At 68.7% G+C, this 13878-nt stretch carries 11 protein-coding genes; 10 read left to right on the top strand and 1 reads right to left on the bottom strand.

What is annotated here, in order from left to right; genetic code table 11:
- Nucleotides 1-93: 93 nt before the first annotated feature.
- Nucleotides 94-1662, top strand: a complete 1569-nt coding sequence (locus ACO6VK_RS00055; RefSeq protein ID WP_422504874.1) for a BCCT family transporter — start codon at nt 94-96, stop codon at nt 1660-1662.
- Nucleotides 1663-1768: 106 nt separating this feature from the next.
- On the opposite strand, the gene ggt is transcribed toward ACO6VK_RS00055, so the two are convergent.
- Nucleotides 1769-3487: a gamma-glutamyltransferase gene (ggt, locus tag ACO6VK_RS00050; protein WP_422504873.1), complete on the bottom strand. Its 1719-nt coding sequence runs from the start codon at nt 3485-3487 to the stop codon at nt 1769-1771.
- Between the two features lie 658 nt (nt 3488-4145).
- Here ggt and ilvC point away from each other — a divergent pair.
- The 9 genes from ilvC to leuB all read left to right on the top strand — a co-directional run bounded on the left by ilvC (nt 4146) and on the right by leuB (nt 13839).
- Nucleotides 4146-5120, top strand: coding sequence for a ketol-acid reductoisomerase (gene ilvC, locus ACO6VK_RS00045; protein WP_422504872.1), 975 nt, complete (start codon nt 4146-4148; stop codon nt 5118-5120).
- A 38-nt stretch (nt 5121-5158) separates the two neighbouring features.
- Nucleotides 5159-6895, top strand: coding sequence for an acetolactate synthase 2 catalytic subunit (gene ilvG / locus ACO6VK_RS00040; RefSeq protein WP_422504871.1), 1737 nt, complete (start codon nt 5159-5161; stop codon nt 6893-6895).
- Nucleotides 6879-7139 carry an ACT domain-containing protein gene (locus tag ACO6VK_RS00035; protein WP_422504870.1) on the top strand — a complete coding sequence of 87 codons (261 nt, stop codon included), beginning with the start codon at nt 6879-6881 and terminating at the stop codon, nt 7137-7139. The genes ilvG and ACO6VK_RS00035 overlap by 17 nt, the downstream gene beginning before the upstream one ends.
- A 171-nt stretch (nt 7140-7310) precedes the next feature.
- Complete coding sequence (locus ACO6VK_RS00030; protein ID WP_422504869.1) at nt 7311-8408, top strand: threonine dehydratase; 1098 nt, start codon at nt 7311-7313, stop codon at nt 8406-8408.
- Nucleotides 8405-9958: a 2-isopropylmalate synthase gene (locus tag ACO6VK_RS00025; protein ID WP_422504868.1), complete on the top strand. Its 1554-nt coding sequence runs from the start codon at nt 8405-8407 to the stop codon at nt 9956-9958. Before ACO6VK_RS00030 ends, ACO6VK_RS00025 begins: the two co-directional genes overlap by 4 nt.
- Nucleotides 9959-9968: 10 nt before the next feature.
- A complete protein-coding gene (locus ACO6VK_RS00020; RefSeq protein ID WP_422504867.1) occupies nt 9969-10751 on the top strand; it encodes a class I SAM-dependent methyltransferase in 783 nt (260 codons plus the stop codon).
- 34 nt (nt 10752-10785) lie between these two features.
- On the top strand, nt 10786-12207 hold the full coding sequence (gene leuC / locus ACO6VK_RS00015; protein ID WP_422504866.1) for a 3-isopropylmalate dehydratase large subunit: 1422 nt from the start codon (nt 10786-10788) through the stop codon (nt 12205-12207).
- Nucleotides 12207-12785 carry a 3-isopropylmalate dehydratase small subunit gene (gene leuD / locus ACO6VK_RS00010; protein ID WP_422504865.1) on the top strand — a complete coding sequence of 193 codons (579 nt, stop codon included), beginning with the start codon at nt 12207-12209 and terminating at the stop codon, nt 12783-12785. The genes leuC and leuD overlap by 1 nt, the downstream gene beginning before the upstream one ends.
- Nucleotides 12775-13839, top strand: a complete 1065-nt coding sequence (leuB, locus tag ACO6VK_RS00005; RefSeq protein WP_422504864.1) for a 3-isopropylmalate dehydrogenase — start codon at nt 12775-12777, stop codon at nt 13837-13839. Before leuD ends, leuB begins: the two co-directional genes overlap by 11 nt.
- The last annotated feature ends 39 nt before the right edge of the window (nt 13840-13878 follow it).

Here is a 13878-nt window from a genome sequence, read left to right as displayed (position 1 = left end):
CCGGCATTCGTCCGGCTCCGCCCCAGTTGTTGCCGTCGTGCCGCTGGAGACTGCAAGCATCCGCTCGCGCCCCTTTCCTGGAGAAACCCCTGCATGGTGTTTCGCATTTCCATCGCGCTGGTCGCGCTGCTCGTCCTGACTGCCGGCGTCGCACCCGGCCCCTTCAACGACGTCGTGCAGCTGGGCCTGTCCAACATCGTGCGCAGTACCGGCTGGCTGTACCTGCTGGTGGTGTTCATCACGCTGTCGTTCCTGATGTACCTGGCCTTCGGCCGCTTCGGCAGCCTGCGCATCGGCGGCGAGGATGCCGAACCGGACTTCTCCAACGCCAGCTGGATGTCGATGCTGTTCGCCGCCGGCATGGGCATCGGACTGGTGTTCTGGGGCGCGGCCGAGCCGATCTCGCACTTCGTCAAACCGCCGGAAGGGCTGGCACCGCAGAGCATGGAGGCGGCGCGGGCGTCTATGCGTTATGCGTTCTTCCACTGGGGTCTGCATCCGTGGGCCATCTATGCGCTGATCGGCCTGGCGATGGCCTGGTTCCAGTTCAACCGCAACGGACGCGGCCTGATCAGTGACCTGCTGCAGCCGCTGATCGGCGCGCGCCACCGCGGCTGGATGGGCACCGTGGTGAATGTGGCCGCCGTGGTCGCGACCGCGATCGGCGTGGCCACCACGCTGGGGTTCGGCACCATCCAGATCGCCGCCGGGCTGGAGCGCGTGTTCGGCCTGCGCGCCTCGATTCCCGTGCAGCTGACCATCATTGCCGTCGCCTTCGTGATGTACATGGCCTCCACGACCAGCGGCGTGCACCGCGGCATCAAGTGGCTGTCCAACTTCAACCTCGCGCTGGCTGCGCTGCTGCTGGCACTGGTGCTGGTGCTGGGCCCGACCGGCTTCATCTTCGACACCTTCACCACCACGATCGGCTCGTACCTCAACCAGCTGGTGACGATGAGCCTGCGCATGTCGCCGTTCTCGGGCAGCACCTGGGTGGCCGACTGGACGATCTTCTACTGGGCATGGTGGATCGCGTGGGCACCGTTCGTGGGTTCGTTCATCGCCCGCGTATCGCGTGGGCGCAGCATCCGCGAGTTCGTGCTGGGCGTGGTGATCGCGCCGAGCGTGCTGGGCTTCCTGTGGTTCTCGGTGTTCGGCGGTACCGCGCTGTGGTCGCAGATCTTCGGCCACGTGGATCTGGCGCAGGCCCTGGGCAACGGCTATGAGACCGTGCTGTTCACCATGTTCGACAGCCTGCCGCTGCCCACGGTGCTGTCGGTGATCGCGCTTGTGCTGCTGATCATCTTCTTTGTGACCTCGGCCGATTCGGCGGTGCTGGTACTGGCCAGCATGTCCACCGACGAGGCCGGCGACCCGCCGCTGTCGCGCCGCATGACCTGGGGCGTGGCCATCGCGCTGATCGCCGGGGTGCTGCTGCTGGCCGGCGGCCTGGAGGCGCTGCAGGGCATGATCACCATCGCCGCACTGCCATTCGCGTTGCTGATGCTGCTGGTGATGTGGTCGCTGTACCGCGTGCTGGACATGGAGTACGCGCTGCAGCGCCGTCGCGCGCAGCGGGCGCGACGGATGATGGACGAATGGATCGAGCGCGAGATCGCCGCGCAGGAAGAAACCCGCGACGAAGCCGCCCGCGCCCCGTAGAGCCGGGTTCTACCCGGCTATGGCACCGTAGAGCCGGGTTCTACCCGGCTGTATCAGCGCCTCAACCAGGAGCAGCCGACCAACGGTCGGCTCTACCCGGGGCTGCTCAATATCCGGCGGCCTGTCCGTCCTTGCGGCTTTCCGATGCGCCGTAATACACGCCGGTTTCCGGATCGCGCAGGATCGCCTGGTATCCGCCATACGGGCCATCGGCGAACACCACCCGGTGCCCCTTGCGCATCAGCGCACGCACGGTCTCGTACGGGAAGCCCGTCTCCAGATTGACCTCACCGCCATCGCTCATCGCCGTCGCCTGCCCGGTCGGCTCGGTCGACCCTTCATGCTGGATGCGCGGCGCGTCGCCGGCTTCCTGCAGGTTCATGCCGAAGTCGACCATGTTCATCACGATCTGCGCGTGGCCCTGCGGCTGCATCGCACCGCCCATCACCCCGAAGCTCATCCACGGCTTGCCGTCCTTGGTGACGAACGCCGGAATGATGGTCTGGAACGGGCGCTTGCCCGGCGCGTACCCGTTGGGGTGATCCTTCTGCAGCACGAACATCTCGCCGCGGTCCTGCAGGATGAAGCCCAGTCCCGGCGGCGCCATGCCGCTGCCCATGCCACGGTAGTTGGACTGGATCAGCGACACCATCATGCCGTCTGCGTCGGCCACGGTCATGTAGATCGTGTCGCCCTCCTCCAACTGCTTCGGCGTGCCGGGCTGCACTTCGCGCAGGGCCTTGTCCATCGAAATCAGCGTGCGACGCTCGGCCGCGTAGCCCTTGGAGATCAACCGGTCCACCGGCGCCGGATGGAACGCCGGGTCGGTATAGAACCGCGCGCGATCGGCAAAGGCCAGCTTCTTGGCCTCCACGAACAGGTGCACATGTTCGGGTGAGCCGAAGGCGATCTTCGAGAAGTCATAGCCCTCCAGCACATTGAGAATCTGCAGCGCCGCAATGCCCTGGCTGTTGGGCGGCAGCTCCCACACGTCGTAGCCCCGGTAGTTGCTGCTGACCGGCTCCACCCACTCGCCGTGGTGGCTGGCCAGGTCGTCGTAGCTGAGGTAGCCGCCGTTGGCCTTGAAGTAGTCGCCGACCGTGCGCGCGATCTCGCCCTTGTAGAACGCATCGCGACCGCCCTGCGCGATCGTCTCCAGCGTGTTGGCCAGGTTCGGGTTCCGCCACATCTGGCCCTTGCGCGGCGCGTGGCCGTCGATGGTGAACTGCTCGCTGAAGCCCGGGTATTTCGACAGCCGCGGCACCGAGCGGTCCCAGTAGTAGGCGATCACCTCGGCCACCGGGTGGCCCTCGCGCGCGTAGCGGATGGCCGGCGCCAGGTTCTCGGCCATCGGCTTGCGCCCGAAGCGGCCGTGCAGCGCGAACCAGCCGTCCACCGCACCCGGTACCGACACCGGCAGCGGCCCGGTCGCCGGAATCTCCTTCAGGCCCCGACGCTGGAACTCGGCCAGGGTCAGCGATCTCGGCGACCGGCCCGAGCCGTTGTAGCCGTACAGCTTCTGCGTCTTCGGGTCCCAGACGATGGCGAACAGGTCCCCGCCGATACCGTTGCCGGTGGGCTCCATCAGCCCCAGCGCGGCGTTGGCGGCGATGGCGGCGTCTACCGCCGAGCCGCCGGACTTCATCACATCCAGCGCCACCTGGGTGGCCAGCGGCTGCGACGTGGCGGCCATCGCGTGCGGGGCGATCACTTCCGAACGGGTGGCGAAGGGGTGTCCGGTGACGCGGTCGGCAGCCTGGGACAGCGCCGGCAGGGCGCACAGGAGGGCGGCAGTGAGCACGCCGCGGGCAAGGACTGAAGGCACGGGAATTCCTGAGGGGTGGTAGCCGCTCCGATACTCGCCGCTGAGGCCCGGCGGAGACATCCGACAATGGTCATGCACGACACCGGAAACCGTGTCCGATCCGCGCAGAAACGCCCCGCAAAATACTGAATTCCGGTTCACCGGAACGCTTTCAGCCGCAACCATCCTTGCGCGGCGGGGCTTTGCGCTGGATGCAGGCGAAACCGTTGGAAATGTTGCCGCAAAGGTTGACAGCGCCAAAACCGCTGTGGTTTTCTCGATCACATGTTGCAGCGCCACACGCCCATTCGCGAATCCATCCAGCACGCCGATCCCGGCGCGGCCTCGATCCGTTCGCTCCTTGTCCTCGTACTTATTACCCAGCCAACAGGTGCGGGACGGACCGGCGTGTAAGCAAGACTGCCAGGTATCCATCAAAACCCGCACCCGCCCAGGTGCGGGTTTTTTCGTTTCAGAGCCCCTCGATTCCCTCCCCCTCCCCCTTCCGAGCCGCCTTCCGCCATGAGCCGCCATCCCGCCGCCACCCGATTCACGCCCACCGCCTGCGCGGCGGGCGCGTGTGGACGTTGCGATGCGCGTGCCACCGCTTCCCCTGACCGGCCGGCGTGTCCCTGAGACCGCCGGCCGTCTTTTTTCTTACCTCCAAGGAACCTCTCCCATGAGCACCAACGACCTGCCCCAGATCAAGATCGCTGTTGTCGGCTACGGCAGCCAGGGCCGCGCACACGCACTGAACCTGCGTGAATCCGGTTTCGATGTCGTCATCGGGCTGCGCCCGGGTGGCCCGACCGAGGTCAAGGCGCAGGCTGACGGCTTCACCGTGAAAGCCCCCGCCGATGCGGTGAAGGATGCCGACCTGGTGGCCGTGCTGACCCCGGACATGGTGCAGAAGAAGCTCTACGAGGACGTGCTCGCGCCGCACATGAAACAGGGCGCGGTGCTGTTGTTCGCGCACGGCCTGAACGTGCACTTCAACATGATCACCCCGCGCGACGACCTGGACGTGGTGCTGGTCGCACCGAAGGGCCCGGGGGCGCTGGTGCGCCGCGAGTATGAGATCGGCCGTGGCGTGCCGTGCATCTGGGCGGTCTACCAGGACCGCAGCGGCAAGGCCGCCGAATACGCGCTCGCCTACGCCACCGGCCTGGGCGGTGCACGCGCAAACCTGATCCAGACCACGTTCAAGGAAGAGACCGAGACCGATCTGTTCGGCGAGCAGGCAGTGCTGTGCGGCGGCGCCTCGGCGCTGGTGCAGGCCGGCTTCGAAACGCTGGTGGAAGCAGGTTACCAGCCGGAAATCGCCTACTACGAGGTTCTGCACGAGCTGAAGCTGATCGTGGATCTGTTCTACGAAGGCGGCATCACCCGGATGCTGGAGTTCATCTCCGAAACCGCGCAGTACGGCGACTACGTCAGCGGCCCGCGGGTGATCGACGCCGGCACCAAGGCGCGCATGAAGGACGTGCTGACCGACATCCAGAACGGCACGTTCACCAAGAACTGGGTCGCCGAATACGAAGCGGGCCTGCCGAACTACACCCGGTTCAAGCAGGCCGACCTGGAGCACCCGATCGAAAAGGTAGGCAAGGAACTGCGCGCCAAGATGGTCTGGCTGCAAGGACAAGCCGCGTAACCGCGCGGCTCCCCCACCGCTTTCGCAAAGGTCACCGCATGAACACCTCCGCACACAGCACCGCGCCCCGCAATGGCGCACGCTGGTTGACGCAGGCCCTGGAAGCCGAGGGCGTGCACACGCTGTTCGGCTATCCGGGCGGCACCATCATGCCGTTCTACGACGCCCTGGTGGATTCCGGGCTGAAGCACATCTTGGTACGCCACGAGCAGGGCGCGGCCCTGGCCGCCAACGGCTACGCGCGCGCCAGCGGCCAGGTCGGCGTCTGCGTCGCCACGTCCGGCCCGGGCGCCTCCAATCTGGTGACCGGCATTGCCGATGCGATGCTGGACTCGGTACCGATGGTCTGCATCACCGGCCAGGTCGCCACGCCGCTGCTGGGCACCGACGCGTTCCAGGAACTGGACGTGTTCGGGCTGACCCTGCCGATCGTCAAACACAGCTGGCTGGTGCGCTCGGTCGATGACCTGCCGCAGGTCGTCCGCGAGGCGTTCCGCATCGCCCGCGAAGGCCGCCCCGGGCCGGTGCTGATCGACCTGCCCAAGGACGTGCAGGTGGCCGATGCGTCGCACCTGCCCGCCCACGTGCCGGCCACCGTGCCGGCGCTGCCGGCACCGCAGGACGAGGCGATCGCGCAGGCCATCGCCGCCATCGCCGCGGCCGAAAAGCCGGTGATCTATGCCGGCGGTGGCGTGGCGCTGGGCGATGCCGTCGAGGACTTCCGCGCCTTCGTCGACGCCACCGCGATCCCTACCGTGCTGACTCTGCGCGGCCTGGGCGCGCTGCCGCCGCAGCATCCGCACTACCTGGGCATGCTGGGCATGCACGGCACCCGCGCGGCCAACATGGCGGTGCAGGAAAGCGACCTGCTGGTGGTGGTGGGCGCGCGCTTTGATGACCGCGCCACCGGCAAATTGAACGAGTTCGCGCCGTTCGCGCGGGTCGTCCACATCGACGCCGACGCCTACGAGATCTCCAAGCTGCGCACCGCCGATATTGCCGTGCCCGGCAACGTCGGCACTGCCGTGCGTGCCCTGACCGCCGCGCTGCCTGCACCGGTGCCGGCGCAGGAGGCGTGGCGCCGGCGCTGTGCCGGTCATCGCGAGCGCTTCTCCCCGCGCTATGACGCGCCCGGCAGGCACATCTACGCGCCGGCGCTGCTGAAGCGCCTGAGCGAACTGGCCCCGGCCGACGCGATCATCGCCTGCGATGTCGGCCAGCATCAGATGTGGGTGGCCCAGCACTGCCGCTTCAATCACCCGCGCAATCATCTGACCAGCGGCGCGCTGGGCACGATGGGCTTTGGCCTGCCGGCCGCGATGGGCGCGCAGTTCGCCTGCCCCGACCGCACCGTGGTGCTGGTCTCCGGCGATGGCAGTTTCATGATGAACGTGCAGGAGCTGGCCACCATCGCGCGGTGCCGCCTGCCGGTGAAGATCGTGCTGCTGGACAACAGCTCGCTGGGCATGGTCCGCCAGTGGCAGGAACTGTTCTTCGCCGAGCGCTACAGCGAGATCGACCTGTCCGACAACCCCGATTTCGCTGCACTGGCGCAGGTGTTCGGCATTCCGGCCACGCGCATCGATGCCCGTGATGACGTCGAAGGCGGCCTGGCCGCGCTGCTGGCCCAGCCGGGCCCGGCGCTGCTGCACGTGGCCATCGACGCGCGCGCCAACGTCTGGCCCCTGGTGCCGCCCAACAACGCCAACAGCACGATGCTGGAAAGCAACCCCGCTCACCAGACCCAGGAGACCCCCAATGCATTACCGGCTTGACCTGGTGCTGATGCCGGCCGAAGGCGCGCTGCTGCGCGTGATCGGCATGGCCGAGCGCCGCGGCTTCGCGCCCCGCGCGATCGCCGGTGCGCCCAATGCCGCCGACGACGGCCGCTGGCACCTGCAGCTGGTGGTGGACAGCACCCGTCCGCCGGAAACGCTGCGCCGCCAGATCGAGAAAATCTACGACTGCGTGTCGGTGCGCATCAGCGCCCTGGACCCGACCCCGGGAGTATCCGCATGACTGCCCGCACCGCCATGCCGGTGCCGGTACGGAGGCGTCTTCTCGCAGGGTGCCTGCGGATCCGCGTCGCCACGCCGCCATCCTGCCCCGTCCTGGCGGCAGGCGCTGCACGCAGGGCGATGCGTGCACCCAACGGGCACCCGCCTGTCATGGGTTGCAGCCGGAGCCGGCATGCCCGCTAGCCGCGCCCCGCAGGAACCGGAGGTAGGCGATGTAAGCGTCGCCGACGTGCTGGCCGCGCAGGCGCGGCTGCGCCGTTTCCTGCCGCCCACCCCGCTGCATTACGCCGAGCGCTTCGGCACCTGGCTGAAGCTGGAAAACCTGCAGCGCACCGGTTCCTACAAGGTGCGTGGCGCCTTGAATGCCCTGCTGGCCGGGCGCGAACGCGGCGACGAACGCCCGGTGATCTGCGCATCGGCCGGCAACCACGCCCAGGGCGTGGCGTGGTCCGCCTACCGCCTGAACATCCCGGCCATCACCGTGATGCCGCACGGCGCGCCGGCCACCAAGATCGCCGGCGTCGCCCACTGGGGCGCCACCGTGCGCCAGCACGGCAACAGTTACGACGAGGCCTACGCCTTTGCCCGCGCATTGGCCGACCAGCATGGCTACCGCTTCCTGTCCGCCTTCGACGATCCGGACGTGATCGCCGGCCAGGGCACGCTGGGCATCGAACTGGCCGCGCATGCCCCGGACGTGGTGATCGTGCCCATCGGCGGCGGCGGCCTGGCCTCGGGCGTGGCGCTGGCGCTGAAATCACAGGGCGTACGCATCGTCGGCGCGCAGGTGGAAGGCGTCGACGCGATGGCGCGTGCGATCCGCGGCGATGTGCGCGAGATCGCTCCCGTCGCCACCCTGGCCGACGGCGTCAAGGTCAAGATTCCCGGCCTGCTGACCCGCCGCCTGTGCGCTGCGCTGCTCGACGATGTAGTGATCGTGCGCGAAGCCGAGCTGCGCGAAACCCTGGTGCGGCTGGCGCTGGAAGAACACGTGATCGCCGAAGGCGCCGGCGCGCTGGCCCTGGCGGCTGGCCGCCGCGTGGCCGGCAAGCGCAAGTGCGCGGTGGTTTCCGGCGGCAACATCGACGCGATGGTGCTGGCCCAGCTGCTCGCCGACATCCGCCCGCGCCCGCCGCGCAAACCGCGCCGCCGCGCCAGCGAGCGCACGCGTCCCCCGCTACCGACCGTGCTCGCACCGTCCCCGACACCTCTTGCCTCCCCTTCCTTTGCCACCCCATCCGACCTTGCCGTCGAGGAGACCTCCTGGTGACCACGCCCAACTCCCCCCGCATCCGAATTTTCGACACCACCCTGCGCGACGGCGAGCAGTCGCCGGGCTGCAGCATGAGCCCGCAGCAGAAGCTGGTGATGGCCCGCGCGCTCGATGAGCTGGGCGTGGACATCATCGAGACCGGCTTCCCCGCCAGCTCGCAGTCCGACCGCGAGGCGATGGCGATGATCGGCCGCGAAGTCCGCCGCCCGACCCTGGCGGTGCTGTCGCGCTGTCTGGCCGCCGACATCGAGACCTCCGCCAAGTCACTGGAAGCGGCCGCCAACGCCCGTCTGCACGTGTTCCTGTCCACCAGCCCGCTGCACCGCGAGCACAAGCTGCGGATGAGCCGGGAGCAGGTGCTGGAATCGGTGCACAAGCATGTCAGTCTGGCCCGCAGCTACGTGGATGATGTGGAGTTCTCCGCCGAAGACGCCACGCGGACCGAGGAAGCCTTCCTGATCGAGGTGGCGCGCGTGGCCGTGGCCGCCGGTGCCACCACCATCAACCTGCCCGACACCGTCGGCTTCACCACGCCCGAAGAGATCCGCGGCATGTTCCAGCGGGTCATCGCCGGCGTTCCCGACAGCGACCGCATCGTCTTCAGCACGCACTGCCACAACGACCTGGGCCTGGCGGTGGCCAACTCGCTGGCCGCCATCGAGGGCGGCGCGCGGCAGGTGGAGTGCACCATCAACGGTATCGGCGAGCGCGCCGGCAACTGCTCGCTGGAGGAACTGGCGATGGTGCTGAAGGTACGCAACGCGTTCTACGAGGAAGACACCCGCATCAACACACCGCGCATCGTGGCCACCTCGCAGCTGCTGCAGCGCCTGGTCGGCATGCCGGTCCAGCGCAACAAGGCCATCGTCGGCGCCAACGCGTTCGCGCACGAGTCGGGCATCCACCAGCACGGCATGCTGCGCCACCGCGGCACCTACGAGATCATGCGTCCCGAAGATGTGGGCTGGGAAAACTCGCAGATGGTGCTGGGCCGCCACAGCGGTCGCGCCGCCGTCGAGGCCCGCCTGCGTGCGCTGGGCTTCTGGCTGGAAGAGGAAGAGCTGAAGCTGGTGTTCGAGCAGTTCAAGGCGCTGTGCGAGCAGCAGCGCGTCGTGACCGACGCCGACCTGCAGGTGCTGATGCAGGGCAGCTCCACCCAGAACGGCTACCGCCTGGCGTCGATGACCATCAGCGACGTCGGCAGCCGCGCCAATGCACTGGTCGAGCTGTCCGACCCGGAAGGCAACCGCGTGGCCGAGACCGCGCAGGGCGATGGCCCGGTCGATGCGCTGTTTGGCGCACTCTCGGCAGCCACCGGCGTACAGCTGATGCTGGACAGCTACCACGTCCACAGCGTGGGCATCGGCGCCGATGCGCGCGGCGAAGCCAACCTGAGCGTGCGCCACGAAGGTGTGGAGTACGAGGGCACCGGCACCAGCCGCGACATCATCGAAGCCTCCGCACTGGCCTGGCTGGATGTGGCCAACCGCCTGCTCCGCCAGCGCAGCGCCGCCACCGAACACCCCGCGGCCACCGCCGCCGCCTGAAGGAGTTCCCATGAGTGCCTTCGACAGCCACCACGTTCCCTCCGCCGGCCAATGCTGGAACGCCCACGACTACGCCATCGACGCCGGCTTCGTGCCGCTGCTCGGCGGTGCGGTGGCGCGGCTGCTCGATCCGCAGCGCGGCGAGCGCATCCTTGATCTGGGCTGCGGCGACGGCGTGTTGAGCTTCGACCTGGCGCTCAGCGGCGCGCACGTCACCGGCGTGGACGCCTCGCCGGAGCTGGTCTGCGCCGCCCGCGCGCGCGGCATCGCCGCGCAGGTCATGGACGCCCATGCCATGACCTTCGACCGTCAGTTCGATGCGGTGTTCAGCAATGCCGCCCTGCACTGGATGCGCGAGCCGGACCGCGTCATCGAGGGCGTGCGCCGCGCGCTGGCACCCGGCGGCCGCTTCGTCGCCGAGATGGGTGGGCACGGCAACGTGGCCGCCATCACCAGCGCCCTGCAGGCCGCGCTGGCCAGCAACGGCCACGCGGTGCCGGCCTTCCCCTGGTACTTCCCGACGGCCGATGCGTACGCGGACCGCCTGCGCGCGCACGGCTTCCGGGTGCGCTACATCGAGTGCCTGCCGCGCCCGACCGTCCTGCCGACCGGCATGCAGGGCTGGCTGCGCACGTTCGCCTCGCCCTTCCTGGTCGGGGTGGCGGCCGACCAGCGCCAGCGCGTGCTCGACGATGCCGTGGCCCTGCTCGCGCCCACCCAGCGCGATGGGCGCGGCCAGTGGAGCGCAGACTACGTGCGCCTGCGCTTCGACGCGCGCCTGCCGATCCGATGAATTTCCGTATCACGAACCACAGCAAGGCCATTCCATGACCCCAGCTCCCCGCACCCTGTACGACAAACTGTGGGACGCCCACATGGTCGTCCCCGAATCGGACAGCGCGCCCGCCGTGCTGTACATCGATCTGCACCTGATCCACGAAGTGACCTCGCCGCAGGCGTTCACCGAACTGCGCGAGCGCGGCCTGTCACCGCGCCGGCCGGACCGGACCAAGGCGACGATGGACCACTCCACCCCGACCCTGCCGGCGGCTGCGGACGGCACGCTGCCGTATGCCAGCGCCGCCTCGGAAGCCCAGGTGGCGATGCTGGCGCGCAACTGCGCCGCGCACGGCATCGAACTGTTCGACATGCAGTCGGCCAGCCGCGGCATCGTGCACGTGATCGCACCGGAGCAGGGCTTCACCCAGCCGGGCATGACCATCGTCTGTGGCGACAGCCACACCTCCACGCACGGGGCGTTCGGTGCCCTGGCCTTCGGCATCGGCACCAGCGAAGTCGGCCATGTGCTGGCCACCCAGTGCCTGCTGCAGCGCAAGGCGAAGACGATGGCGATCACCGTCGATGGCACCCTGCCGCAGGGCGTTGGCGCCAAGGACGTGGTGCTGCACATCATCGGCGTGATCGGGGTCAACGGTGGCACCGGCCATGTTCTGGAGTTCCGTGGCAGTGCGATCGAGGCGATGGACATGGAGCAGCGCATGACCCTGTGCAACATGTCGATCGAAGCCGGCGCGCGCGCCGGCATGGTCGCGCCCGACCAGGTCACTTTCGACTGGGTCGCCAACACCCCGCGCGGCCCCAAGGGCGCGGCGTTCGATACCGCCGTGGCTGCCTGGTCGCAGCTGCGCAGCGATCCGGGCGCACGCTTCGATGCGGAGGTGCGCATCGATGCCGCCGACATCCGCCCGACCCTGACCTGGGGCACCCACCCCGGCACCGCCATCGCGGTGGACCAGCCCATCCCGGCTGCCAACGACGCCGCCGACCAGAAGGGACTGGACTACATGCAGTTCCATGCGGGCCAGACGCTGGCCGGCACGCCGGTGGACGTGGTGTTCGTGGGCTCGTGCACCAATGGCCGGCTGAGCGACATGCGCGAAGTGGCCCAGGTACTGCGCGGCCGCCGGATTGCGGCAGGCGTGCGCATGCTGGTGGTCCCGGGCTCGGAGATCGTCAAGCGCCAGGCGGAAGCCGAGGGCATCCACGAAATCGTGCGCGGCGCCGGTGCCGAGTGGCGCGAGCCGGGCTGTTCGATGTGCATTGCCATGAACGGCGACCTGGTCGCCCCCGGCCAGTTGGCGGTGAGCACCAGCAACCGCAATTTCGAAGGCCGCCAAGGCCCGGGCTCGCGCACGCTGCTGGCCTCGCCGATGACGGCCGCCTGGGCCGCCGTGAACGGCCACGTGGCCGATCCGCGCGACCTGTATGCCACGCAGGAGGTGGCCTGATGAGCGGCATCCGCACCCTGACCTCGACCAGCGTGGTGCTGCGCGAGACCAACATCGATACCGACCAGATCATCCCGGCCCGGTTCCTGTCCACCACCGAGCGCGCCGGCCTGGGCAAGCATGCCTTCAACGACTGGCGCTGGCAGGCCGATGGCACGCCCAACCCGGGCTTTGCGTTCAACCAGGCGCACAACGCCGGGCGCAGCATCCTGCTGGCCGGCCGCAACTTCGGCTGCGGCTCCTCGCGCGAGCACGCGCCGTGGGCACTGACCGATCTGGGCCTGCGGGCCATCGTCAGCAGCGAGATCGCCGATATCTTCCGCGGCAATTCGCTGAAGAACGGGCTGGTGCCGATCGTACTGGACGAGGCCGACGTACAGACGCTGATGCAGCGGCCGGACGACGCACTCACCGTCGACATCGCCGCGCGCGAGCTGCGCACCCCCGATGGCCGCGCCTACGCCTTCCCGCTGGACGGCTTCTCGCAGACCTGCCTGCTGGAAGGCGTGGACCAGTTGGGGTATCTGTTGGGCCGCACCGCTGAAATCGAACGTTACGAGAGTGAACATGCACGCTGAAATTGTCGTATTGCCGGGTGACGGCATTGGTCCGGAAGTCGCCGCTGCCGCCGTGGCGGTACTGGACGCCGTGGCCGAGCGCTTTGGCCATACCTTCCGCTTCACTGAACACGACATCGGCGGCATCGCCATCGACCGTCACGGTGAGCCGCTGCCGGCCGCCACACTGGAGGCCTGCCGCAACGCGCAGGCGATCCTGCTTGGCGCGGTGGGCGGCCCGAAATGGTCCGACCCCAACGCCACCGTACGCCCCGAGCAGGGCCTGCTTGCGATCCGCAAGGCGTTGGGGCTGTACGCCAACCTGCGCCCGGTGCGCACCCATCCGGCCGCGCTCGGCGCCTCGCCGATCAAGGCCGAGCTGCTCGAGGGCGTGGACTTCGTGGTCGTGCGCGAGCTGACCGGCGGCATCTACTTCGGCGAGAAGACCCGCACCGCCGACACCGCCAGCGACCTGTGCAGCTACAGCGTCGGCGAGATCGAGCGCGTGCTGCGCACCGCCTTCCGTCTGGCCCAGGCCCGGCGCGGCAAGGTCACCTCGGTGGACAAGGCCAACGTGCTGGAAACCTCGCGCCTGTGGCGCGACGTGGCCGCGCGGATCGGCCGCGAGGAATTCCCGGACGTTGCCCTGGAACACCAGCTGGTCGATTCGATGGCCATGCACCTGCTGGCCAAGCCGCGCGAGTACGACGTGATCGTGACCGAGAACATGTTCGGCGACATCCTCACCGACGAAGCCTCGATGCTGGCCGGCTCGCTGGGTCTGCTGCCGTCGGCCTCGCTGGGTGAGCCGGGCGCCGTGGGCATCTACGAACCGATCCACGGCTCGGCCCCGGACATTGCCGGCAAGGGCATTGCCAATCCCTACGCCACGATCTTCAGCGCGGCGATGCTGCTGCGCCATTCGCTGGGGCTGGACGCAGAAGCCGCGGCAGTGGAAGCGGCCGTGCACGCCGCACTGGATGCCGGCGTGTTCACCGCCGACCTGGCCGCCAAGGGCACGGCGGTAAGCACCACGCAGGCCACCGACGCGGTGCTGGCGCACCTGCGCACCTGACGCCGCACACCCCTCCCCGGTAGAGCCGACCGTTGGTCG

It is taken from the genome of Stenotrophomonas sp. GZD-301, from assembly GCF_049310345.1.
Lineage (GTDB): Bacteria > Pseudomonadota > Gammaproteobacteria > Xanthomonadales > Xanthomonadaceae > Stenotrophomonas.
The sequence above is the reverse complement of the archived record's forward strand: the minus strand, read 5'-3'. Positions and strand labels throughout refer to the sequence as shown.